The sequence below is a fragment of the Acinetobacter sp. CY73 genome (genome assembly GCF_059515865.1).
This window is the reverse complement of the sequence record NZ_JCAKMZ010000010.1, coordinates 43,677-68,634: the sequence shown is the minus strand read 5'-3', so window position 1 is coordinate 68,634 and position 24,958 is coordinate 43,677. Positions and strand designations below refer to the sequence as shown.

The 24,958-nt window shown below is 39.5% G+C and carries 29 protein-coding genes; 8 read left to right on the top strand and 21 right to left on the bottom strand.

Annotated elements, in window-relative coordinates:
• Window positions 1-160 precede the first annotated feature (160 nt).
• Entirely contained in the window at window positions 161-1,252 is a 1,092-nt protein-coding gene (gene ychF / locus AC5YD2_RS06925; RefSeq protein WP_496125624.1) for a redox-regulated ATPase YchF, read from the top strand.
• An 84-nt stretch (window positions 1,253-1,336) separates the two neighbouring features.
• Here the strand turns inward: ychF and AC5YD2_RS06920 are convergent, their stop codons facing one another.
• Complete coding sequence (locus AC5YD2_RS06920) at window positions 1,337-1,819, bottom strand: hypothetical protein (protein ID WP_496125623.1); 483 nt, start codon at window positions 1,817-1,819, stop codon at window positions 1,337-1,339.
• A 123-nt stretch (window positions 1,820-1,942) separates the two neighbouring features.
• Here AC5YD2_RS06920 and AC5YD2_RS06915 point away from each other — a divergent pair, with 123 nt between their 5' ends.
• From AC5YD2_RS06915 to dapC, 7 genes are all read left to right on the top strand, one after another.
• Entirely contained in the window at window positions 1,943-2,677 is a 735-nt protein-coding gene (locus tag AC5YD2_RS06915) for an AzlC family ABC transporter permease (protein WP_496125644.1), read from the top strand.
• Window positions 2,667-3,011: an L-valine transporter subunit YgaH gene (gene ygaH, locus AC5YD2_RS06910; protein ID WP_496125622.1), complete on the top strand. Its 345-nt coding sequence runs from the start codon at window positions 2,667-2,669 to the stop codon at window positions 3,009-3,011. Before AC5YD2_RS06915 ends, ygaH begins: the two co-directional genes overlap by 11 nt.
• Window positions 3,012-3,023: 12 nt before the next feature.
• Window positions 3,024-3,530 (top strand): Imm15 family immunity protein, encoded by a 507-nt coding sequence (locus AC5YD2_RS06905; RefSeq protein ID WP_496125621.1) that lies wholly within the window; start codon window positions 3,024-3,026, stop codon window positions 3,528-3,530.
• 30 nt (window positions 3,531-3,560) lie between these two features.
• Entirely contained in the window at window positions 3,561-4,409 is an 849-nt protein-coding gene (locus AC5YD2_RS06900) for a tetratricopeptide repeat protein (RefSeq protein WP_496125620.1), read from the top strand.
• A 135-nt stretch (window positions 4,410-4,544) separates the two neighbouring features.
• Window positions 4,545-5,753 (top strand): formate-dependent phosphoribosylglycinamide formyltransferase, encoded by a 1,209-nt coding sequence (purT, locus tag AC5YD2_RS06895; RefSeq protein ID WP_496125619.1) that lies wholly within the window; start codon window positions 4,545-4,547, stop codon window positions 5,751-5,753.
• A 30-nt stretch (window positions 5,754-5,783) separates the two neighbouring features.
• Complete coding sequence (glnD, locus tag AC5YD2_RS06890; protein ID WP_496125618.1) at window positions 5,784-8,450, top strand: [protein-PII] uridylyltransferase; 2,667 nt, start codon at window positions 5,784-5,786, stop codon at window positions 8,448-8,450.
• 72 nt (window positions 8,451-8,522) lie between these two features.
• Window positions 8,523-9,695, top strand: a complete 1,173-nt coding sequence (gene dapC / locus AC5YD2_RS06885) for a succinyldiaminopimelate transaminase (protein WP_496125617.1) — start codon at window positions 8,523-8,525, stop codon at window positions 9,693-9,695.
• A gap of 72 nt (window positions 9,696-9,767) precedes the next feature.
• On the opposite strand, the gene pyrF is transcribed toward dapC, so the two are convergent.
• From pyrF to lpxK, 20 genes are all read right to left on the bottom strand, one after another.
• On the bottom strand, window positions 9,768-10,448 hold the full coding sequence (pyrF, locus tag AC5YD2_RS06880) for an orotidine-5'-phosphate decarboxylase (protein ID WP_496125616.1): 681 nt from the start codon (window positions 10,446-10,448) through the stop codon (window positions 9,768-9,770).
• 174 nt (window positions 10,449-10,622) lie between these two features.
• On the bottom strand, window positions 10,623-10,988 hold the full coding sequence (locus tag AC5YD2_RS06875; RefSeq protein WP_496125615.1) for a lipopolysaccharide assembly protein LapA domain-containing protein: 366 nt from the start codon (window positions 10,986-10,988) through the stop codon (window positions 10,623-10,625).
• Window positions 10,989-11,006: 18 nt separating this feature from the next.
• Window positions 11,007-11,309 (bottom strand): integration host factor subunit beta, encoded by a 303-nt coding sequence (locus AC5YD2_RS06870; RefSeq protein WP_496125614.1) that lies wholly within the window; start codon window positions 11,307-11,309, stop codon window positions 11,007-11,009.
• Window positions 11,310-11,471: 162 nt separating this feature from the next.
• A complete protein-coding gene (rpsA, locus tag AC5YD2_RS06865; RefSeq protein WP_496125613.1) occupies window positions 11,472-13,151 on the bottom strand; it encodes a 30S ribosomal protein S1 in 1,680 nt (559 codons plus the stop codon).
• A gap of 106 nt (window positions 13,152-13,257) precedes the next feature.
• A complete protein-coding gene (gene cmk / locus AC5YD2_RS06860; protein ID WP_496125612.1) occupies window positions 13,258-13,947 on the bottom strand; it encodes a (d)CMP kinase in 690 nt (229 codons plus the stop codon).
• A gap of 13 nt (window positions 13,948-13,960) precedes the next feature.
• On the bottom strand, window positions 13,961-14,395 hold the full coding sequence (locus AC5YD2_RS06855; RefSeq protein WP_496125611.1) for an SRPBCC family protein: 435 nt from the start codon (window positions 14,393-14,395) through the stop codon (window positions 13,961-13,963).
• Window positions 14,396-14,492: 97 nt separating this feature from the next.
• Window positions 14,493-15,026, bottom strand: a complete 534-nt coding sequence (tadA, locus tag AC5YD2_RS06850) for a tRNA adenosine(34) deaminase TadA (RefSeq protein ID WP_496125610.1) — start codon at window positions 15,024-15,026, stop codon at window positions 14,493-14,495.
• A gap of 15 nt (window positions 15,027-15,041) precedes the next feature.
• On the bottom strand, window positions 15,042-16,160 hold the full coding sequence (locus AC5YD2_RS06845) for an enoyl-CoA hydratase/isomerase family protein (RefSeq protein ID WP_496125609.1): 1,119 nt from the start codon (window positions 16,158-16,160) through the stop codon (window positions 15,042-15,044).
• Window positions 16,157-16,870, bottom strand: coding sequence for a uracil-DNA glycosylase (gene ung, locus AC5YD2_RS06840; RefSeq protein ID WP_496125608.1), 714 nt, complete (start codon window positions 16,868-16,870; stop codon window positions 16,157-16,159). Before ung ends, AC5YD2_RS06845 begins: the two co-directional genes overlap by 4 nt.
• Before the next feature lie 66 nt (window positions 16,871-16,936).
• Complete coding sequence (locus AC5YD2_RS06835) at window positions 16,937-17,533, bottom strand: 6-pyruvoyl trahydropterin synthase family protein (protein WP_496125607.1); 597 nt, start codon at window positions 17,531-17,533, stop codon at window positions 16,937-16,939.
• Window positions 17,534-17,672: 139 nt separating this feature from the next.
• Window positions 17,673-18,629: a type II secretion system minor pseudopilin GspK gene (gene gspK / locus AC5YD2_RS06830; protein WP_496125643.1), complete on the bottom strand. Its 957-nt coding sequence runs from the start codon at window positions 18,627-18,629 to the stop codon at window positions 17,673-17,675.
• 59 nt (window positions 18,630-18,688) lie between these two features.
• Window positions 18,689-19,327, bottom strand: a complete 639-nt coding sequence (gene gspJ / locus AC5YD2_RS06825; RefSeq protein ID WP_496125606.1) for a type II secretion system minor pseudopilin GspJ — start codon at window positions 19,325-19,327, stop codon at window positions 18,689-18,691.
• Between the two features lie 11 nt (window positions 19,328-19,338).
• Entirely contained in the window at window positions 19,339-19,734 is a 396-nt protein-coding gene (gspI, locus tag AC5YD2_RS06820) for a type II secretion system minor pseudopilin GspI (RefSeq protein ID WP_496125605.1), read from the bottom strand.
• Window positions 19,721-20,314 carry a pilus assembly FimT family protein gene (locus AC5YD2_RS06815; protein ID WP_496125604.1) on the bottom strand — a complete coding sequence of 198 codons (594 nt, stop codon included), beginning with the start codon at window positions 20,312-20,314 and terminating at the stop codon, window positions 19,721-19,723. Before AC5YD2_RS06815 ends, gspI begins: the two co-directional genes overlap by 14 nt.
• 9 nt (window positions 20,315-20,323) lie before the next feature.
• Window positions 20,324-20,938, bottom strand: a complete 615-nt coding sequence (locus AC5YD2_RS06810) for a TetR/AcrR family transcriptional regulator (protein ID WP_496125642.1) — start codon at window positions 20,936-20,938, stop codon at window positions 20,324-20,326.
• A 48-nt stretch (window positions 20,939-20,986) separates the two neighbouring features.
• Window positions 20,987-21,760: a TatD family hydrolase gene (locus AC5YD2_RS06805; protein WP_496125603.1), complete on the bottom strand. Its 774-nt coding sequence runs from the start codon at window positions 21,758-21,760 to the stop codon at window positions 20,987-20,989.
• A gap of 28 nt (window positions 21,761-21,788) precedes the next feature.
• Complete coding sequence (locus AC5YD2_RS06800; protein ID WP_496125602.1) at window positions 21,789-22,133, bottom strand: PilZ domain-containing protein; 345 nt, start codon at window positions 22,131-22,133, stop codon at window positions 21,789-21,791.
• Window positions 22,134-22,173: 40 nt separating this feature from the next.
• Entirely contained in the window at window positions 22,174-23,157 is a 984-nt protein-coding gene (locus AC5YD2_RS06795) for a DNA polymerase III delta subunit-related protein (RefSeq protein WP_496125601.1), read from the bottom strand.
• Between the two features lie 8 nt (window positions 23,158-23,165).
• Window positions 23,166-23,936, bottom strand: coding sequence for a 3-deoxy-manno-octulosonate cytidylyltransferase (kdsB, locus tag AC5YD2_RS06790; RefSeq protein ID WP_496125600.1), 771 nt, complete (start codon window positions 23,934-23,936; stop codon window positions 23,166-23,168).
• 8 nt (window positions 23,937-23,944) lie between these two features.
• The gene (gene lpxK, locus AC5YD2_RS06785; RefSeq protein ID WP_496125599.1) at window positions 23,945-24,955 is read right to left on the bottom strand and encodes a tetraacyldisaccharide 4'-kinase; all 1,011 of its coding nucleotides are present in this window, start codon (window positions 24,953-24,955) and stop codon (window positions 23,945-23,947) included.
• Window positions 24,956-24,958: the final 3 nt, after the last annotated feature.

Sequence of the window (24,958 nt, the reverse complement as noted above, 5' to 3'; positions counted from 1 at the left end):
TTCATAGCCATCCTAAAAACCCAAAAGGTCATTGCAGCAATCTTTTTGATTATTCCAAATCTGCTCGAAAAATGAATTGTTGTTCAGACATCCTGACTTTATGTTGGCTTTCATGTAAAATCAGCAACAATTTTTAGAAAACACTTTGTGAGTCATTTTCATGGGTTTTAATTGCGGTATTGTCGGCTTGCCGAACGTTGGTAAATCTACACTTTTCAATGCATTGACAAAAGCTGCTATTGCTGCAGAAAATTTCCCATTTTGTACAATTGAACCAAATACAGGCATCGTTCCTGTTCCAGATCCACGTTTAGACAAATTAACTGCAATTGTTAAACCGCAACGTGTGATTCCGACGTCTATGGAATTCGTTGACATTGCAGGTTTAGTTGCGGGTGCATCTAAAGGTGAAGGTTTGGGCAACCAATTCTTAGCAAACATTCGTGAAACCGATGCAATTGCACACGTTGTTCGTTGTTTTGAAGATGAAAACGTGATTCACGTGAATGGTAAAATTGATCCGCTCGATGATATTGCAACCATCAATACTGAACTTGCGCTTGCTGACCTTGAAGCTGTTGCTAAAGCAATCACGCGTTTAAGCAAGTCTGCAAAAAGCGGTGACAAAGAAGCGATTGCAATAAAAGCCATTTTAGAAAAAATTCAGCCATTATTGAATGAAGGTAAACCTGCTCGTGCTGCCGATCTAGATGATGACGAACGTAAATTGGTTCGTGGCTTTGGCTTAATGACCCTAAAACCGACCATGTATATTGCAAACGTGGCTGAAGACGGTTTTGAAAACAACCCACATTTAGATGCTGTGAAAAAATTAGCTGCTGAAGAAAATGCGATTGTGGTGCCACTGTGCAACCAAATTGAAGCTGAAATTTCACTGCTTGAAGATGAAGACCGTGCTGAATTCCTAGAAGCGATGGGTATGGAAGAGCCAGGTCTTAACGTGGTGATTCGTGCAGGCTACTCACTGCTTGGTTTACAAACTTACTTTACTGCTGGCATACAAGAAGTTCGCGCTTGGACAGTTAAAGTCGGTGCAACTGCCCCTCAAGCAGCGGGTGTGATTCACACTGACTTTGAAAAAGGCTTTATCCGTGCTGAATGCGTAGCCTATGACGACTTCATTCAATACAACGGTGAAGCAGGCGCAAAAGAAGCAGGTAAATGGCGTTTAGAAGGTAAAACCTACATCGTTCAAGATGGCGATGTTTTACACTTCCGTTTTAATGTTTAATTTATAATCGATCTAAAAGCTTTAAAACCTGACTTTTAAAGTAAAAAAGCCCCGATGGTTCGGGGCTTTTTTTCCGCTTAAATCCTAGAATAGATTTTTATATTCTTTGGTATTGCCAAGTTCAGGATTGTCTATGGCAGTTTTACACTGGGCTTTATCACGCTCATAATTGGCTTGACGCTGCGCCAACTGCCCTTCATTTTCAACTATCGCGCGTGCCCAAGAATCGATGCTGGTTAATGCTTTACGGCATAAGGCATATTTTCCTTCAGTCACCGAGTCAGTCATTTTCACGTTGATCCGCCAGTCTAAAATCAGCTGCCGTACAGGTTCACGTACTTGTGCTGCAATCTGGTTTTTCTGTGCCTTATACAGCACAGGATCCACCTGATTGATCAGCACCCAAGCTTGCTGTGCATACACCGTGGCATCATTGGTGATCTTGGGTGCAGCCTTAATTTCAATCTTTTCGTCAGTTCCGTTTGATGAATGTCCACAACCTTGTAACCCCACTGTCATGAGCATCATACACATGCACAGTCGAGGATAATCTTTCAAAGCAAACATAGGCTCGCCCAAACAAACAATTCGGCACTATGCTAGTAAATTCAGCTACAATACTCAATCTTGATTTCTACCTTTTATTCTTTTTTCATTGGGTGTGGCGTGTCAGAGCGGACAATCTCAACAATAAAACCTGCTGGTTTTTGGCAAGGCGCTAAAGACAGTCAAGCAATTATATTTACCTATCTTCCTGTTTCCTTCGCCTTTGGGGTATCTGCCACCCAGTTTGGTTTTACCGCTTGGGAGGCTTTATTTTTATCATGCTCAATGTATGCAGGCGCAAGTCAATTTTTAGTGGTCGCCCTTTTGGGCAGTGGTACGTCGATCTGGATGACGGCGCTGACCGTCATTGCTTTAGATATCCGTCATCTGCTTTATGGGCCTGCACTTCAAAACCTCATTCAAGATAAACTTAATTTGAAGAAAACCGCCATGTGGTCTTGGGGTTTGACCGACGAAGTCTTTGCTTCCGGCATGATTAAATTGACTCAGCGCCGTCAAGAATGGTCTGAGTCTTGGATGTTAGGTTTAAGTCTATTTAGTTGGCTGTCATGGGCATTGGGTTCGTTCCTCGGTGGCATGTTTGCAGACCAAGTCAGCAATATGCCGCAGTTTTTACAAGCGGCGTTAGACTTTTTACTGCCTGCCCTTTTCTTAAGTTTCTTATTGGCAGCCTTTGAAAAGAAACATACGTTTGTGGTTGCTGTGACCACGGCTGTCTCTGCCGTGGCCTGTTATTTCATTGATATTTCTGCTGCCATCTTTATTGGGATCACATCAGGTATTCTGGCAGGCTTATTTGAGCATTATGTTTTAAAGCGTCAGCATGACGTTTTGGTTGGAGAGCATCATGAATCTTGAGATTATTCTGGTCGGTATAGTCGTTGGTATTGCCAACTTTGCATCCCGATTTGGTCCTTTCTTTGTGATCCAAAAGTTTCAACAAGGCGCTCAAAAACGTGGTGCGCTGTGGATTAAAATTGCTTTGGGTTCTATTGGCATTGCTGCGATCAGTTCGATGTTGGTGGTTGCCACGCTTCCGCCCTTACTTGATCATCCCAACAAAAGCGTTGCCATGTTGATCGGTTTTGCTGTACTAGCCGGTTTATATTTCAAATTTAAACAAATTGTCCCTGCGACTTTAACTGCCGCTTTCACGTATGGACTGGTATATACCTATTTCCCTTTAGGATAGTCAAAATAAGCGATGAAATATTTAGAAGAGCTATTAAGAATATCAGACTTAGAAAACTATTCTTTCAATAGAGAAATTGATTTTACTTTTCATGACTCTATTATTTTTGATGAAGTTCCTCTAATCAGCAGAATAAATCATTGCTCAAACCTAAATAAAACCTATAGCGCAGCACAACTCAATGCTGATCTGCTCAATACAGCGATATTTTATGCAAATCATTTGAAACTAAGGGCTTTCCATACAATGCCCTTAGAAGAGCATCAAAAATATTTGATTTGCATTACTTACCCTGATTTTGATAATAATGAATGTTTCGGGAATGTTTATATTCCTAACCTTTGTATCACACAACAAAGATTGCTAACCGAGATGTCTTTTTCATCTCTCGAATACGAACAAGCTCCTTGGTTGTTTGATGCTTTAAAACTGCTGAATTTACAATCCAAAGTCGTATCTAAATATACGATTTCGAAGGATGAGTACGGTCACTATACAAGATTGTACATATTTTTATAAATTCAATTATGGATAAATGAGAATCACGACATGCTAATAAAAATAAAACAATCAATAAATCAAATCTTTAATAAAAAGGCAAAAACGATTGATCTTGCCTCGGAAAAAGCACTTCAATGTCCTGAATATTTAACAGCAAATTATATTTGGAATCTATTTGAGAATAAGCATGACCATGAGGCATTAAGCCTCATTGAAAAGTATGAGCCCTGTTTTACAACAGAAAATTACGGTAGTACTGGTGAGATTTTGCTGTATTTTGGGTATGTCGATAACGCAATTTATCATTTAGAGATTGCTGCAAATGAAGGTGATGCATTTTCTTTTCAATGCTTAGGTACGATATGTCAGCACGTTCTTGCCTATAGAAATGTTGAGAATGCAATTCAATACTATCAACAGAGTTTAGATAGGGGCAATACTGATGCACTGCTCTCTCTTGCCGATGTGTACATCGAAGAACAAGATTATCTAGATTTTAAAAAGTCCAAATACTACGCAGAACAAGCCGTTGAAAATGGTATTTTCTCCGCATACTATTATTTAGGTAAATACTATGCAGAAAATGATGATTTCGTAAAAGCCAAAGCGTTGTTTTATAAGCTTTCTGAACATGGATTCCATACCAGCTCTGAATATGGATTGAGCTTGTTGCATTATCGCTATAAAAAAAATCAAAAATATAATCCATCAAAAGCAAAGGAAATTGTTGAATTCATGTTTGAAAACAGAAAGGAGTCTGAACGATATAGTTTTATTGGTGACTTTTATCTCGCAGAAACTGAATATCAAGACATTCAGCTTGCAAAGCAATATTATCAGGACGGAATTGAAAATAGATGTCTGTATAGCGAGCTTAGACTTAGCCTAATCCAATAAATAAACAAGACTGATATATCAATTTTCAACCTAGGTCATATCAGAATTAGTTCATTATTTTATGTGAATCACCCCTTAACAGGGATCGAAGTTCTGATATGCTAAAAGCCCATAATATCAAGCATGGATGAAAGCATGAATATAATGATCGGCACTCCTCTTCAATCAACTGCATTTAAAGTACTCCTTTTAGGTTCAGGCGAGCTAGGTAAAGAAGTGGTGATTTCTTTGCAAAGACTGGGTGTAGAAGTTCATGCTGCAGATCGTTATGACCATGCTCCTGCCATGCAAGTTGCACATTTTTCTTATACCTTAAATATGGCAGATTCAGCCGCATTAAAATCCTTAATTGAACAAATCAAACCTCATCTGATTGTTCCAGAGATTGAAGCTATCGCAACTGAAGTCTTAGTTGAAATTGAAGAAGAAAATATTGCAACAGTCATCCCTTCTGCAAAAGCCGTTAATTTAACGATGAACCGCGAAGGCATTCGTCGTTTAGCTGCTGAAGAACTCGGCTTACCAACTTCAGCCTATCGATTTGCCAACACTTTAGAATCATTCCGTTCTGCATGTGATGACATTGGCTATCCTAACTTTGTCAAACCGGTGATGTCATCTTCAGGTAAAGGTCAGTCACGCGTTAAAGAATTTGCGGAAGTGGATGCTGCTTGGGAATATGCACAAACTGGTGGTCGAGTAAATCAAGGCACTGTCATCGTTGAATCTCAGATTGATTTTGATTTTGAAATTACATTGCTTACCGTACGTGCAAAAAATGCTAAAACGGGTGAAATCGAAACTCATTTCTGTGATGCTATTGGTCATCGTCAAGATTCAGGCGATTACGTTGAAAGTTGGCAACCTCAAGCGATGTCGCCAGCAGCCCTTGAAGAATCGCAACGTATCGCTCATAAAGTGACCGTTGCATTAGGTGGTTGCGGTATTTTTGGTGTTGAACTGTTTATTAAAGGTGATAAGGTTTGGTTTAGTGAAGTTTCACCTCGCCCACATGATACAGGCTTAGTCACTTTGGCTTCACAATTCCAAAGTGAGTTTGAACTGCATGCCCGTGCCATTTTAGGACTTCCAGTCAATACGAAACGCCACAGTATTGCTGCCAGTGCGGTGATCTATGCAGGTGTAGATGATCAAAATCTTTCATTCTCTGGCTTAAATCTTGCTTTAGAAAATCCGAATACTGATTTACGACTCTTTGGTAAGCCAGAAGGTTTCAAACGACGTCGTATGGGTGTAGCCACGGCTCGTGCAGAAACAACAGATCAAGCACGTGAACTGGCAACCGAAGTAGCATCGAAAGTTTCTGTAAATCAAAATTGGTAATGTAAACACATTTGGGCGGACAATTATTTCATGATCAATACTTCTCCTTTAGATCAATATGTTTCTAATATTCATGACATCAAAGCGATTAATGCGTGGCGTGCAGATGTTGAAAATCAATTACAAACAGAATTTGAACAAGGTAAGCCCATTCGTGAAATTATTTTGGCCCGCTCGAATTTAATTGATGAAGCTTTAATATTCCTTTGGAAGCATGTTGAGCTTGATCAAACACCACTGGGTTTATTTGCAGTCGGTGGATATGGGCGCCGAGAAATGATGCCCTACTCAGATGTAGATATCATGATTCTGTCTGAGGAGGACCTAAGTCCAGAGCAAGAAGCTGCTATTTCAGCCTTCATTTCATCACTTTGGGATGTCGGTAACTTTAAACCCGGCGTGAGTGTTCGTACCATTCAACAATGCTTTGAACAAGCCATGAGTGATTTAACTGTTGCAACAACACTGATTGAAGCACGTTTAATTGTGGGCAATCCTCAGCTGACAAAATGGCCGAGACGTGTCGTGTCTCAGACTTGGACAGACAAGACATTCTTTGATGCGAAAATGGTTGAACAAGTCAAACGTTACGCACAACACAATAATACTGAAAGCAATTTAGAACCTGACATTAAAAATGCACCCGGTGGCATCCGTGACATCAATCAAATTGGCTGGATTGCGAAACGTCATTTCAGAGTCAATCGCATTTACGATTTAGTGCATTTAGGTTTTATTTCTGAATTTGAACTTTCAGTTTTAGAAGAAGCTGAAAATTTCCTGTGGGAAATTCGCCACCATTTACATCGTTTGACCAAACGTGATGAAAATCGACTCTTGTTCGATTATCAACGTGATATCGCTGCAAAATTTGGCTATGAAAAAGTTGAAGGTCAACATATCAATTATCCGATTGAACAGTTCATGAAGCGTTATTATCGTGCTGCTCAACAAGTCTCGACTTTGAATGAAATGTTACTGGCTTACTTTGATGAGTCTGTGATTACACCTCGACTGCCCAACTATGAGCGTAAAATCGAAGAGATCAATGAAAATTTCAAATTGGTCGATGGCAAACTTGCCGTACAGCATCACAAGATTTTTGCAGAAAAACCAAGTGCGATTTTAGAAATATTCTTTATTTTGGCCAATCGCCCTGAGATCGAAGGCATTCGTGCACGTACACTGAGATTATTGACCTTAGCAGCAAAACGTATTGATCGCGATTATCGAAACCATCCTGCTCATCAAGCACTGTTCATGGCCATCATTCGTTCACCTTACCGCTTATATGAAACACTTTTGGCTATGAAGCGTTATGGTGTACTTGGTAATTATATTCCTGCATTTGGACAGATCATGGGATTGATGCAATACGATCTATTCCATATTTATACGGTTGATGCGCACACCCTATTGTTATTACGTAATTTAAATCGTTTTAAAGAACCTGAGTTTGCCAAAGATTACACTGTGGTTAGCTCAGTCTTCCAACGCCTCGTTCGTCGCGATATCGTTTTCTTGGCAGCACTTTTTCATGACATTGCCAAAGGTCGTGGTGGTGATCATAGTGAGCTTGGAGCAATAGATGCCATCGAGTTTTGTCGTGCACATGGATTTACCGAACGTGAATGTAATTTAGTTGCATGGCTGATTCAAAATCATCTGTTGATGTCCATAACGGCACAGAAAAAAGATATTTCTGATCCTGATATTGTCAAAGAATTTGCCGAAAAACTGGGTGATATGGAACATTTGGATTATTTATATACGTTGACTGTTGCAGATATCAATGCAACCAATCCCAAATTATGGAATACTTGGCGCGCTTCTCTGATGCGTCAATTGTATACACATGCACGCGATGTGATTCGTACAGGCTTAGGTCGCCCTGTGGAATATCAAATGCTCATCGAAGACACCAAATTCGCTGCCAGTGAACTCTTAGTCAATGATTATCCTTTAGAAGCCGTCGAAAAAGTCTGGCAAGAACTGGGGGATGAGTATTTCCTTAAAGAAACAGCCGACGAGGTTGCTTGGCATACACGCGCTATTTTAGATCACGGTGAAAATCCTGCACCACTCGTACTCATGCGCGCGCACCGCAAAGCAGCACAAGATGCCGTACAAATCTTTATTTATACTCAAGATCAACCCAACCTATTTGCAACAACAGTGGCAGTACTCGATCGAATGAACTTAGATGTTCAAGATGCACGTATTATCACAGCAACAAAAGCATTTAGTTTAGATACCTACGTTGTGTTAGATCGTTTTGGTACATTGGTTACAGATCCTGAACGTGAAGCAACCGTCAAAGAAGCGCTGGTTAAAGCACTTACTCATTCAGATAAATACCCAGGGCTGATGCAACGTCGCATCCCTCGTCAATTACGTCATTTTGACATTGAGAATACCGTGGATATTACCTTGAATGAAGCTTTACAACAGAATATGGTTGAGATTGCTACGCTGGATCAGCCAGGATTGCTCGCCAAAATTGGGGGCTTATTCATGATGCAAGGACTCGATATACATTCTGCTAAAATTGCTACACTGGGCGAACGTGCAGAAGATATTTTCTTTGTGGCAAAAAAAGATGGCAAACCGATGAATCAAGATGAAGCAAAAGCATTTTCTGGACTGTTATTAGCCGCTTTAAATGAAGCCTCAAACCAAGTTTCAAATCACGCTTAAATTGAGTTTTATTGATCTTACTCTCTGACTTTAAGCATCGTTTCATATTTTTAATTACGTGGTCATTGTTTCATGAACTCTAGTTTGTCTTTATTACATCCATATCCTTTTGAAAAATTAAATAAACTTTTTCAGGATGTAAAATCTGCTGATCTTCCATTGATCCCACTCTCCATTGGTGAGCCAAAGCATCCAGCGCCAGAGTTCGTTAAACAAGCAATTATTGACAATTTTAATCATCTATCGACATACCCAAACAGTAAAGGTCTGCCTGAGCTTCGAGAAAGTATCGCCAAATGGTTAACACGTCGTTTTAAGCTGAATAGCATTAGTGATGAAAATGAAATTTTACCTGTAACAGGAACCCGTGAAGGCATTTTCTCGTTTGTCCAAGCTTTGATTAATCGAGATGAAGCCCCCTATGTCGTGATGCCTAATCCTTTTTATCAAATCTATGAAGGTGCTACTTTACTTGCAGGTGCAAGACCCTACTTCATCAATTGCACAGAAGAAAACGGCTACTTAGGTGATTTCGATGCTGTACCAGCTGAAGTTTGGGAAAAAACAGCCTTACTCTTTGTCTGTACACCAGGCAACCCAACGGGTGCTATATTCTCTAAAGAGCAATTTAAAAAACTGATTACGCTATCTGATCAATATAATTTCGTGATTGCTTCTGATGAGTGCTACTCAGAACTCTGGTTTGATGAAGCCCCGATCGGCTTACTTGAGGTTTGTGCTGAATTGGGAAGAGATGATTACAAGAACTGTATCGTCTTCCACTCACTATCGAAACGCTCTAATTTACCGGGTATGCGTTCAGGTTTTGTTGCTGGCGATGCAGAACTATTAAAACCTTATTTAAAATTCCGTACTTATCATGGTGCAGCAATGCCTGTTCAACATCAACTCGCTTCAATTGAGGCGTGGAATGATGAAGAACATGTTGAAGAGAACCGTAAGCAATATCGTGCTAAGTTTGAATTATTTCAAAAAGAATTGGGTCATTTATTGCCTCTCAAAAAACCAGATGCCGGTTTCTATTATTGGTTAAAAGTCGATAATGATGAGACATTTGCAAAAATGCTCATGGAAAAAGCACACATCAAAGTCTTACCGGGTAGATATTTATCTCGTGATACAGAATCAGGTAATCCTGGTGAAAATCATGTGCGTTTAGCTTTAGTTGCAGATTTAGCACAGTGTGAAGAAGCCATAAGACGATTAAAGGCTGTACTAGAATAATAAATACTGAAATTTAAAAATAGAATTAAAAAATCCACTCAATTGAGTGGATTTTTTTGCCAAAATTCGACGCTATAAAGATGATAAAATATCTTTCAATGTCTGATTCATATTGCTAGATTGAGTAATTGGACGACCTATGACCAAATGTGTAGAACCGTCTATCATCGCTTGTTTTGGTGTCACAATACGTTTTTGATCATCCGCATTTGAACCCAATGGACGAATGCCAGGAGTAACCAAAGCAAAATCCTGACCTAAAGTGTTACGCAGCATTTTTGCTTCTTGTGCTGAACACACTACCCCATCTAAACCACTGTCTTTAGTCAAGGTGGCAAGGCGCTTTACGTGTTCAAATGGCTCAACATCCAAGCCCAAATCTTTCAAGTCTTCACGCCCCATAGAAGTTAAAACAGTCACAGCAATAAGTTGTGTTCTGTAATTACCTGCCTTAAGTCGCTCTACACAAGTTTCCATCATCTTTCGACCGCCAGAAGCATGGACATTGACCATCCACACGCCCATATCTGCTGCAGCACATACGGCTTGTGCAGTTGTATTTGGAATATCATGGAATTTTAAGTCTAAAAAAACTTCAAATCCGCGATCATGCAATGCTTTAACGACAGATGGACCTTCATGGGTAAAAATTTCCTTCCCAACTTTTACTCTGCATAGCGAAGGGTCTAATTGATCAGCAATTGATAATGCTTCTTTTTGGCTTTTTGCATCTAAAGCAACAATGATACTCAAGAGTCTATCTTCCTTCCTACACAAGTTGCGCCATTATAATGATGTTTATAAAGCCCTGCAAAACTTAGTTTTAAAAAATCATGCAAGATTAAGTTGATAATTTTAGAGCTGTTTTTGCATACAAAAAAAAAGCACTATATTGAAAACAATATAGTGCTTTAACAATCTTTATTCTCACAGTGGACGAGTGTGGGTCTCATCTGTTTGAACGTCTAAGACAGTTTTTTCATGTCTAACACTCGCGGCTGCTTCAGCTGCAGCAAGCTGTGCTGATTGAATCTGTTCTTTACGAAGATGTTCAATATCCTTACGTAAACGCTTGATTTCCCAACTTGTTTGGAATACTCGGAATATTTGAACTCCCAGTAATAGCCCTAACACTAATCCTAGTACCAATGTCAGTAGCAATAATAATCCTAAACGCATTGCGGGTACTTGTGTAAATAAAAGATCTACAGAAAGCTCAGTACCATTTTGCAAAACAAGTGCTAGGGAATAGCCAAAAAGTACAATTAATATAGCAACGAGAACGTAACGCATAAACACCCCATATTTTTATTATTTAGCTGTTTCGTTCACTGCATCACGTAATGCTTTACCAGGTTTAAAATGCGGTACAGCTTTCGCTGCAACTTCTACAGATTTACCTGTTTTAGGATTACGACCAACACGCGGTTCACGATGATGTAGTGCAAAACTGCCAAATCCACGAATTTCAATACGATCATCAGAAGATAATGCAGCAATCATCTGATCAATCATAATTTTAACAGCTTCTTCGACTAATGGTTCAGCCAAATGTGGATTTTTAATAGAAATTCGCTCTATTAAGTCAGACTTATTAAGTGCTTCAGTAGTCATCTACGACCTCTTTAATTATCAAGCTACTTTAGTAGATAGCAAGATAATAACCTGTTTAAATACAAAACGGTAGCGTAATAAGTTAATACTACGCTACCGTTTACAGTATTTGTGTAAAAAGTATTAGTTAAATTACATTAACAATACATTCACACAGAGATCTTAGCTACCCATTTGAGCTTTGATCAAATCACCAATAGTTTTTGGACCATTGTCTTGACCAGGAGTTGCAGTTTTATTCAAAGTAGCAACAGCTTCTTTCTCTTCAGCCTCGTCTTTCGCTTTGATAGACAAGTTGATTGCGCGTGATTTACGATCAACGTTGATGATCTTCGCTTCAACTTCTTGACCAACTTCTAAGAATTTAGTTGCATCTTCAACGCGATCGCGGTTGATTTCTGAAGCTTTCAAAGAAGCTTCAACTTCGTCAGCTAACTTAACAGTTGCGCCACGAGCATCAACAGCAGTTACAGTACCTTTAACCAAAGCACCACGTTCGTTCGCAGCTAAGAAATCATTGAACGGATCGTTGTTCATTTGTTTGATACCAAGGCTGATACGGTTGCCTTCAGCGTCAACAGAAAGGATAACAGCTTCTACAGTGTCGCCTTTCTTATAACGACGAATCGCTTCTTCGCCTTGTTCGTTCCAAGAAATATCAGACAAGTGAACTAAACCGTCGATACCACCTGGTAAACCGATGAAGATACCGAAGTCAGTGATAGATTTGATCGTACCAGAAACTTTTTCACCTTTGTCGTGATCCTTAGCAAACTCTTCCCATGGATTAGCACGAGTTTGTTTGATACCCAAAGAAATACGACGACGCTCTTCATCAACTTCAAGAACCATAACATCAACTTCGTCACCAATCTGAACTACTTTAGATGGGTGGATGTTTTTGTTCGTGTGGTCCATTTCTGATACGTGTACTAAACCTTCAACGCCTTCAGCGATTTCTGCGAAACAGCCGTAGTCAGTTAAGTTAGTTACGCGAGCTTTAACGATAGAACCTTTAGGGTAACGGTTCATAATCGCTAACCATGGATCTTCGCCTAATTGCTTAAGACCTAAAGATACGCGGTTACGTTCTTTGTCAAATTTAAGTACTTTAACAGTAACTTCTTGACCAACTTCAACCACTTCTGATGGGTGCTTGATGCGTTTCCAAGCCATGTCAGTAATGTGAAGAAGACCATCAATACCACCAAGGTCAACGAATGCGCCGTAGTCAGTAAGATTCTTGATCGTACCAGTAACTGTTTGACCTTCTTCCAATTGAGAAAGAAGAGCTTCACGGTCAGCTGAAGATTCAGCTTCCATAACAGCACGACGAGATACAACAACGTTATTACGTTTAGCATCAAGTTTGATAACTTTGAATTCTAACTCTTTACCTTCAAGGTGAGTTGTATCACGGATAGGACGAGTGTCTACCAATGAACCTGGAAGGAACGCACGTACTGGACCGATGTCAACAGTGAAACCGCCTTTAACCTTACCAGAGATAACACCAGTAACGATTTCGCCGTCTTCAAAGATTTTTTCAAGTTTAGTCCAAGTTTCAGCACGTTTCGCTTTTTCACGAGAAAGAACTGTTTGGCCCATACCGTTGTCAAGCGCTTCAACAACAACGTCAACTGTATCGCCAACGTTTACTTCAAGCTCGCGTTGTTCGTTTAAAAATTCAGAACGAGATACAACACCTTCAGATTTAAGGCCAGTATCTACAGTTACCCAATCAGAATCGATGCTAACAACGATACCTTGGATGACTGCACCCTTCTCAACGTTTAAGTTTAATTCGCTTGCTTCAAAGAGGGCTGCAAAAGATTCGGTCATGATATACCTAGAAAAGTCAGCGGTCTTGGATCAGACAAGGCCGGTTTAATTAAGTTTCCGCATAGTCCATATAAACTGATCAGGCTATGCTTCCACTGATATAAGGTTATTTAGTCAATTGTGCATCAATGTAGTCAGTCATCAACTTGAATACGTTTTCGATGTTCAAATCTGAACTATCAATTACATAAGCATCTTCTGCTGGCTTCAACGGCGCGACAGTTCTCTCCATATCACGCTTATCACGTGCTTGGATATTGGCTAAAATGTCGTTTATTTTAGCATCTAGCCCCATACCCTGCAACTGCTTTACTCGTCGTTCAGCGCGAGATTCAGCAGATGCCGTCAAATATATCTTCGCCTGAGCCTCTGGAAACACCGTCGTTGCCATATCTCGCCCATCGGCAACGAGACCTGGCAATTGAGCAAAATCACGTTGCCTTTGAAAAAGTGCTGTTCTAAGTACAGGAATTGCAGCGACTTTTGATGCATATTCACCGACCTGCTCGGTACGAATGATCTCTGATACATCTTCGTTATCCAGATAAATCTGAATCCCATTCAACCCAGTTTCAAACCGAATATCCAATTTTGTAGCAATCTGTTGACATTGTAAGAGGATATTTTGCTGATCGATTTGATCTAATAAATTTTGTTTAAATAATGACAATCCTAACAGTCGATAGATTGCACCTGAATCCAATAAATGAAACTGATAGTGTGCAGCGAGTTTTGCTGCCAATGTTCCTTTACCCGAACCGCTTGGCCCATCAATAGTAATAATTTGAACTGTCATCATATTTCCAAAGTTAAACGAAGGTCTTTGCCAATTTCTTAAAGCCCAGTGTAATGGCTAGTTTAAGCTGTGCAAGTATAAGTTTACTCACAAATGGAGCTCTTGCCTGCAATTCGATCGTATAAGTCACTTGTGTTTTATTGGCACTCAATTCTTTAAATTGAATGATACCTAAATGATGTTTAATTAAAGGGTTCTTAATAATTTTATATTCAATACGTTGATTCACTTCAACGACAGTGATTTCTTCTTGAATCGGTTGAATTGGGCCTAAACCCATTTTACGTACAGAACCAACACCATCTGGACGTTGTAGGTCTGCTGAATCCTTAATACGAACCACTTGAACGGGTGCAAATACTTGGTTATAGGTCGCATGTTTAGAAAGCAATTCAAAGATAGAACTTAATGAAGTATTAAACTCTTGGGTGATCGTGATTGAATTCATTTTTAATTCCTTTTGTTTTTAATATTAAGCCTTAAAGAACAAGTTTCGAACTGACAATAGTTCATGTCAAACCATTTTACACTTATTTATTTCAGCTTTAACCATTTTCTAATTTTTGTTGTAATCGCAATTGCCTTTTTTGCTCTCGGCGCATTTTAAAAAAATCCGATAACTGTTTTGAGCATTGTTCTTGCAAGCAACCACCCATAAATTCAAAACGATGATTGTAATAACCGTCATTATCGAGCAATTGTCGTGCACTGATGAGTGAACCTGCCTTGGGTTCAGTTGCTGAAAACACGACGCGTTTAATTCTAGAATGAATGAGAGCTCCGACACACATCGTACAAGGCTCAAGCGTCACATAAAGCGTAGCATCATCAGGCAATCGATAATTATTAATATTTTGGCAAGCTTGACGAATCGCAATAATTTCTGCATGTGCGGTAGGATCATTGAGCGTAATCGGGTGATTATAACCCTGTCCGATTAACTTTCCCTGACTCACAATCACCGCACCCACGGGTATTTCACCGATTTCAGCCGCAAGCGCAGCCTGCTCATAGGCAAGCTGCATCCATTTTTCATCTTTAACTTGATTTAAATCATCTAAATCAAATGCATTTTTCACAAAAGTCATTAAAAATTAAATAATTCCATATTGTTTCAATAAATTATTCCAACTTTCAATATTGGTCACAGGAGGATTAGTGCCCAAAATATTCTTGAGTGACATGGATTCGACCATTTGCCATTCAGGTGATAAATCTTTATCCACTAAACGCGCACGTACACCTTCTACAAAATCAGGATGACGAATTTTCCAATCCGAAATCTGCGTCTCAAGTGCAAAAACTTCTTGCCAAGGATGGACTTGACGACCCCACTGCCATAACAACCATGTGATTGCAGCGGTACTTGGCGAACCTTTAGCTAAATTTTCACTGGCTTGACGCAACCAATCACTACGTGCATCGCTTAAGCCTATAATCGCCTCATAATCATGTTCAAAATTCGAACCACGACACACGCTATGGATCACATCTAATGAAATCTGAAGTGGACCTGGAGAGACAGGACGATGCAAACTATTAAGGGTATCGTCCAATGCGCGGAAGTCGCCTGCTGGATAATGATCCCAATCTATGTCCACTAATTTCTGAAGTACAACATCTCTCTGCGCATCACAAATATGTGTCGCCCAACCAATACCGTAGGCACCTGCAGCAGTCATAATCGAACCGGTTAACCCTGTGAATAATCCCACCGGTCCTCGATCTGCGAGGAAGCGACTTGCGCCGACGTCTGGATAAAGACCGATGTTCACTTCAGGCATCGCTAAGCGTGAGTATGGCGTGACCAATCTAAACGGCGCAGCCATAAACAAACCAAGACCACCACCCATCACATAGCCTTCACCCCAAACCACAATCGGTTTAGCATAATCATGAAGTAGTAAATCTAACGCATATTCTTGTTCAAAGAATTCATTGGCTTGATCCACTTCATTGTTGATGACCAATTGACGTAGTTTACGTACATCTCCACCCGCACAGAATGCCTTAGGTGTTGTTGAGTCTAACCAAATTGCTCGAACTGCATCATATTGATGAAAATCTTGAAATACTTGCAGCAAGGCAGTCACGATAGACTCATCTAATGCATGTAAAGATTTAGGTCGATTTAGGCGAATGATACGCCAGCCATTTTTAGCTTCTTCAACAATTAGGTCAGGATGATATGTATTGCTCTCAGTTGATGTCATGCGTCCAGCTGCCAATTAATAGGCTCAATGCCATTTTGTTTAAGATAATTATTAGTTTTTGAAAAAACTTTACAACCAAAAAAACCGCCTCTGTTCGCTGCTAAAGGAGATGGATGCGCAGCCTTAAGAACCAAATGTTTATTCTGATCGATACGTTGTCCTTTACGTTGCGCATAAGCGCCCCACAAGATAAATACCACATGTTCTCGCTGTTCATTTAAAACATCGATCACAGCATCAGTAAAATCTTCCCAGCCACGTTTTTGATGGGAAGTGGGTTGTCCTGCTTCAACAGTCAGTACACTATTTAAAAGTAAAACACCTTCTTGCGCCCACTGACTCAAGTCTCCATGTTTCGATGGCGGAATATTTAAATCTGTGTTGAGCTCGTGAAAGATATTACGCAAAGATGGAGGTAATGCAAGTCCCTTTTGCACCGAAAAGCTTAAACCATTGGCTTGATTGGGTCCATGATATGGATCTTGACCCAAAATAACCGCTTTTACTTGTGATAAGGGCGTAGTATTGAACGCATTAAAAATGTGCGAACTCGGTGGATAAATGATTTTATCTTGTTGCATTTCAGACTTTAGAAAATCACGCAATTCATCCATACGCTGACACAACAAAAACTCAGCTAAGCTATATTTCCAGCCTTCTTCTAACCGAACTTGATTTAACTTCGTCATGTCCTGTTCAGATAATTGCATTGCGTTTCTTCCTAAAATCTAATGTCATTTAAAGCATGACCAATATGGAATTGATCATTGCATATATTAAACCTGAACTTGTAATGCCACTTCAGGGTTTTGGAACTTAAAGCCTTGTTTCAAATTTTGATACATTTGTGGATCACTCCATTCAGAAATCACTTGCTCTGAAAATACAATTTGATCCAAAGATAAAAGTCCCATCTGCTCGTTGCTAATATCTTCCGCAAAGCTTTGCGCATAGCCTGTATCAGTTTCATGCACAATCACAGAATACACCTCTACATCACCTTCACCATTTTGGGTAACAGTCGACTGCAATACCTGTTGAGCCAAATAGAAGAAAATACGTGAAAACTGTTCTGCAGATGGCGAAACAGGCAATGAAACCCAACGTGCACTAAAGGTTTTACATGCTTGAATATATTCAGGACTGTCATCTTGCCAAAAACAAATCGCATGATCAAAACTGTCATAAAGGTCTTTAATGACCCCTTTCAACAAGCCAAAATCATAAACCATTTGACCATGATCAAGTTTTGATGCTTTGAGCAATAATTCCACTTTATAGCTGTGACCATGAATAGAGCGTTTACAACGATCTGAGGTACAGTTACGCACAATATGCGCATTTTCAAACTTAAATAATTTACGAATTAACATATGCTAAAGCTGTAAACAAAATCTTGAGAATTCTGATTATAGTTCAAATATGATCAACACTTCATTAATTTTAACGTTATTGACAATAGGCAAAAGGTATAACGTTATAAATAAAAATCAAAGACTCAAAACAGCTCGTTTAAAATGGTGCAAGGCTTCTCGAAAACACAGAAACATGCTTATCTTTACGCCACAAATAACTACTGAATTGTCTTTTACGTTCAGACAGCACCACTTCAATTTGAGCCTTAAAGAAATTTGAATTCACATCAAAGACTTGAACTGCAATCGCACGTTTTTGAGGGTCAACTTGTGCAAATGGTGCTAACTGCCATAACTCATCAATATTCGAAAAATATTCCATGCTGGCATTTTTTTGTTTTAAAAGCTGATCAATGGTATTGATATCTATTTTTTCATCTAACGAAGCGAGCACAACCGCGGAAGCAGTATTGATATTAATCTTGGAGATATTATTCGGTGCTGCTGTCACGTAAGGTGCGATCAAGTCATAGTTTTGACCTTCAAACCCCCTAACCTGTTTTAGTTCTTCAGCACTTTGAAATAATGCATTAGCAGCGAGATGTGGGTTTGATAAACCACTGTAATAATTACTTTCCGCACCCATTGCGCCAATGGTTAAATCATCTGGATCTTGCCAATCAATCACCGCTTGACTGATTTCAGCAGGTAATCCAACACGCTTGAGTAAACCTTGAAAAAATTGTTGTGCTTGTTCGTTTGGGGTTCCATCATCTTTCAGCAAAGCATTGAGATTAAATTTCCCTGATTCATCAATAATCGTTCCTGATACATACCCCCCATCGATGGGAAAAGCAGGCATCGGTTTTGCCCATGTCTCCTGCAAATAATCAGCTTTAGAGTCTGACTCTGCATCTTGCACCAATATTTCTGAAAAGAAAGCTTCTGCACTTTTTGCATAATACAAAGACTGACTCTGTCTCATCATATATGCCGTTGAGTCATTGGTATAGGATTGACGCTTTGCAATGGTCGCCGCAATAATCGTTGCTAGCGCGACCAACATCAAAATTGTAATCAGAGCGATACCCTGCTGATGCTTTTTCAAGAGGATAATCCCTTTTCAGCCATGTTCAGCTTTTGTGGATTCTGCTGATGATCATTATGCATAAATTAAATCCCATCTTTCTTTTCAAGCAAAGAAGCCGTATTTAACAGACTAAAAATCCATTCATATTCGACATCCTTAATCATAAAAGTCATTCGTAAACCTTTAGGCAATACACGAATGGCTTTTGGATCAGCAAGATCTACACCATTTTCAGGCCATTGTTCTAATTCGTTTGGATTCAGCACCACCACCTTAAATTGGTCGACATCAGTTAATATCACACTCGACAGTGGTTGCGCCGTTTGATTGACATTCAGATTGGCATATTTGAGTCGGTAAATTTTTTTATCTTGTGGATTGTATTGTATTTCAATTCGCTCATAAGGCGATAAGCCTTGTTTTAGCGGATCAGTCACACCTGCTTTATTAAAGCTTAAACTTTGGTTATTCAAAATCAATGACGGTTGTAGCTTGCCTGAGATATTCGATGTCAATGGAACGATTTGCAACGTATCTCGGTGCATTTGCAAATAAGCATCTTGCAGTTGACCTAAGTTTTGCTCATGCATCATATTTCGGTCTTTAACTTTAATCAAATAATCAAACACCTTCCAACCTAATGCTGATAACACTGCAAAAATTGCAATCGAAACCAATAGCTCCACTAAAGTGAACGCTTTTTGCTTAAATGGAAAACTCATTGAAAGCTTCATCATGGCTGATTCTGCTGGATCTGATTAGGATAGTTATAGAAAACGGTATGATTGACTCCTGCTTCTACTTTTCCCAAACTTGTATTATATAAACTGACTTGCACTTCTATTTTCTGTACTTTTGGGCTAATGGTCGATTCCGAGCGTTTATCAATCTGCCATGTTTCACCCTGCGATGTCACCTGTTTCGATTGAGTCCCCTCTAACCATTCACTATTGATTTCCATTTGGGCAATTTCATTTTGAGAAACAAATTGAGCTTTGGTTCGAAGTATAGAATTGGCTGTCGATTGGGTATATTGCATCGCAATTTTGGTGAGTGCCATTGCTGCAACTGCAAAAATGGCTAAGGCGACAACCACCTCAATCAATGTAAAACCTTTAGGACGCGTCATCAATCTTCCCCAAATAATCAATTTGAATCAGATTTCCCACAGGCTTATGATCATAATAAATTTGAATACTGACTGGTTTAACTTCGCCATTTCCGAGCCAAATCAGTTTTGGCGCGTTATTACCTAGTAAATCTGTATTCTGAGCTTGTTTAAATTCGTGATCTTGACTCTCCACAGTGAAAGACACCCGATTTGGAAGTTCACGTACAGAACGTACATCGGCTTCTAACCATTTTTTCTGACTATTATTGGTCTTATTTAAAGTATTGGAATGATTCATTCGATTGATTGAATCTTGATTTTGTGAACCTTGAGGCAGGTATTCATCAAATCTGTAGCTAAAACGTGTAACATCTGTTTGAGGCTGAATCACAAGTGCATAAATCCGTGATTGATCCACAGACTCGCGATTCATTTTCTTCAAATCTAAAATCAGTAACTCTCGCGCCTGCATGGCTTTGCGCTGATCAACACCATCAATATTGAAAACGATCAGTGATGCAATAATACCAATGATCACAATCACCACCATCAATTCAATGAGGGTAAAGCCCTTTTGTTTCGATGATGGGAATTTCATATCAGCTTGCTATGCAACTTGCGCTGATGGAGTGGATTGCTTAGGTAGCATGAGCGCTTGATCAATCAATGCAACGCGTAATGTATCTCGACTCCCCAAATATCGCTGATAAAAACTCGAATTGAGGATCGCTGCTCCACCATACGTGATCGACCAAATGGAAGCCAAATAATCACGAGAAGACATGCTACTTCCGATTTCCATTAAATAGTTTTCAGTCATACGAATGATCACACGCAAACGGCTTTTTCGGACTTGATAGAGCTCATTGAAAAGATGGTTAATACCCTGACCTGTGGTCGATAAACGTTCTTCAATTTGATGAAATAACACTGTTCTTTCAGGATGATGCAAATGATGCAACATAAAAAAAGCTAAATGCTCTGCAAAGACCTTGTCCGCATCTTGAATCATTTCAAGCAGCATGTGCTCATTACGAATAATGAGCAACATATACAATTCATCTTTACTTTGAAAATGCTTATATAGCGTTCCTTTGGCTAGATCTAATTCTGCAGCAAGTGCATCCAAGGTCATGCCTGCTTCTCCATTTTCTAAAAGGAGTTGCTCGGCCACTTGAAATATTAATGCTTCTCTTGCTCGAAACTGAGCCTGACGATCCATCTTCACGCTATAAACTCTCTTCTTACTATTCTATTCGTTATAAAACAACTATTTCATTTTAAGGAGATTTTCAAAATTTTGCGTTGTAATCATCGCAATCTCCTCAAGTGACTTATGATATACATCACTCAAGGCTTTGGCTACATAGGGAACATACTTTGGCTCATTAGACTTTCCTCTATAGGGCATTGGTGCCAAATAGGGACTATCAGTTTCTATCAACAAACGATCAAGAGGCACTTGCTTCGCCACATCCCTCAAATCTTGTGCATTTTTAAACGACACAATACCTGAAAATGAGATGTAGTAACCACAATCGAGGACAGCTTTTGCCGTTTCCCAATCTTCAGTAAAACAGTGCAAAATACCATGTGTTGAATTCTCAGCACGAATAATATCAATCGTATCTGTTTTAGATGATCGGGTATGTACAACCACAGGTTTCTTAACGATTTGAGAGGCCTGAATATGACGCGCAAAGCAAGCTTTTTGTTCCGTGACAAACTCTGTACTATGAAAATAATCTAAGCCTGTTTCACCAATCGCCCAAACCTTATCGGACTGTGCCAAATCAACCAAAGTGTCTACAGTTGCTCGTTGCATCACGGCTTGATCTTCACAGGGATGAACACCAACGCTATAACCTACATCTGCATGACGTTCAGCGATTTTAGACAATGCAATATGGTCATCCAGATCCACTGAAATGCCCATCATTTTCGATACGCCAGCATCGCGTGCTTGTTGAATCGCTGCATCCAGATCCCCGTCATAAGGTTCCAGATTGAGCATAGTCAAATGACAATGTGTATCTACAAACACAACAACACCTTTTATTTTAAATCAGAATTTACATTGTAAAGCTAGGAAGGTCAGCAGACATACTTCCAGCTAAAAACTTCTCAGCTTCCATACGATAATAGACGCCTTTTTCACCAGACAACTGAATTGCAAAGCCTTGTGGCTTTAGACCAGTATGTTTATAAGAAATCCAAATCACTTTACCCGTTAATGGAATCTTTTGCGATTGATTCGGTAGCGATGCTAAAACGAATACTTCTTCACCCATTTTTACTTCTTGTTTTGAAGCAACAAATAATCCGCCACCTTGAATATAAGGCATATAACTGGCTTGAAGTGTTGCTCTATCGCTAATATTGGCTTGGATAAGTCCGCCCATACGTGGTGGTTGCATAATGAATTCCCCTAATTCTTTTTGCTAATGCAGTGTTTGGTTATATAACATTCATTAATTTTATGAAAAGCTGATCTATGACTAGATTCGTTTGCACGTTTTGCTCAACCAACTGTTTAAAGTTTTGAATATCACTATTTAAATCAAACAATTGTTCCAAACTATATTGTTGTGAAATCTGCTCGAAATCGAGATCGCTATTTTTCACATTTTGATTGAGTTTGACACAAATAATATCAGACAACAAATACTCAAATAAGGTGATGAGATCTGAAAATGCTAACTCCTTATTCCATTTCGTTGCATGCTGTATAGGCATACTTTTGTGTATCACCACCTTTTGCCAATCTTGTAAAAAATCATGACGTTTTTTAAACCACTCAGATTGAGACACCGCAATAGCCTGCAATGGCATATCATTCGACAATGACATTAATAAGGGAATTTTAGCGTGAAACTCTTTCTCTAAATGACTTTCGAGATAAATTTGAGATTGTCCCAAACTCACCCGATCTAAAGCGTAATGTTGCAAACGACTACGAATCGTCGCAGGCAATTTCAAATAGTGATCAGCCAAGAGAATAATAATAACGCGATCGCCCGGCTCTTCCAATGTTTTAAGCAACGCATTAGACGAAGCAATATTTAATGCTTCAGCGGGCTCAATGACAATCACTCGCCAACCATCTACAGTTTGTTGCACAAAAGGCTGTAAATCACGAATTTTTTCAATTTTAATTTTAGCGTTTTGTTTTTTATTGTCTTCATCTGTGGTGATTCGAACATAGTTCGGATGTGTATCCGATTTCAACCACAAACAACTGCTACATTCACCACATGCTGCATGTGATTGCTTATTTAAGCACAGCAACCAAGCCACAAAATGCTGTGTAAACTGCTGTTTCCCACTGCCATTTTTGCCATAGAACAATAATCCATGACCAATTTGAGGAAATCGTTGTGTTAAGGTTTTCCAAACTTGATTTTGCCAAGGAAAAATCTGTGACTCAAATTGTTTAGACATCAATCAAATCAATCCACTGTCGCAAAATGACTAATATCGAGCGCATTTAAACGATCTAAATCATCTTGAGTATCTACACCCGGCGGTAAATTAACTTGAGCAATATCAATGGCAATGCGATGACCATTTTCAAGTACACGAAGCTGCTCCAGACTCTCTAGCTGTTCGAGTTGCCCCATATCCCACTTCACATATTCTTGAAGCAATTGAACACGATATGCGTATAACCCCAAATGTCTGAATGCATGTTGATGTAATTGAGGTGTTTCAAGCTTTGCCCCATCACGATCATAAGGGATCGTGGCACGACTAAAATAGAGTGCCTCATTGAATTGGGTCATCACCACTTTGACAATACTGTCTCGTTGAAATTCATCCAACTGATGAATCGGCTCGCACAAAGTTGACATTGAACATTGTGGTTTTTGAATCAATAGATCCGCCACTTGTTGAACCAATTGAGCAGGTAAAAGTGGCTCATCACCTTGCACATTGACAATAATATCGTCTGCCGCCCAACCTTTAATTCGAGCAACTTCGCTCAAACGATCAGTTCCAGATGGATGATTGGGATCTGTGATCACCACATCTACCCCAGCATCATGACAAATCTGTGCAATACGTTTATCATCTGTCGCCACACATAAACTATCAAAGCCATCCACTTTTCGAGCTTGATCGACAACACGCAAAATCATTTCGCGGTCATGAATTTTCAATAGAGGTTTACCGGGTAAACGAGAACTTGAGAAACGCGCAGGGATAACAATGTGCTTCATGAATAATCCTAAGAAATATCAATACCGAGCGCTATCAGTTGCTCATCCAATAAATCATAACATGCTTGTGAAAGTACAGCCTCAACGGGCACTACCCATATTTCACGATTAAAATCAGGGTGCTGTTTAAGCAAAGGTAATAGCTTTACTGCATCTTTTTCCGTGGTAATAATCGGATTTGAATCTTCAAATTGTAAATCTTCAATTTCATAATCGTGATGATCAGGAAACTCATGACACTGAAAACGGGTCAAACCAATCGATTTAAGGGTTTGATAAAAGCGTTGAGGGAAACCGATACCCACCACCGCATAAAAATCTTGATGAATATCAAACAATTCAGCCTGGTCTGAACTTCCATTCAATAAATAAGGTTGTGCCACTTCCAAATACATATTCAATGGACTTGTCGAATTTTGAGCGTGTTCGATCACAGTCCCTTCATTCAAGCGTTCCACTGGTTCACGTAAAAAACCTTCAGGCAATAATTTTTGGTTTCCTAATCCACGATTTTGATCTAAAACAATCCACTCAATTTGGCGATCTAGCGCCCAATGCTGCAAGCCATCATCACTAATGATTAAGTCCAATTGATGATGTGCCAATAGTAACTCAATACTTTCTTTGCGATTTGAACCGACCACCATCGGCACCTCAGTGGACTGAACAATCAGACAAGGTTCATCACCGACTTCTGAAGGAATCGAATGAAGATTCACTTGAGCTGGAAAAGGACCTTTAGCGCCATAACCTCGACTAATGACACCAACACGTACATTCTTAAGCTGAAGATATTTGACCAATTGAATCAATAAAGGGGTTTTACCACTACCACCCACCGTAATATTTCCAATCACCATCAGAGGGATCGGTGCGGTATAAACCTCTTTTAGACCCGCTTTAAACATTTTCTTATTTAAAGTAAAACCCGAATGATAAAGCCATGACAATGGGCGCAACACAACCAACCATTTCGCCTGTTTATTCCAAGCATTTTGAATGTTTTGCGCAAGTGACATCGG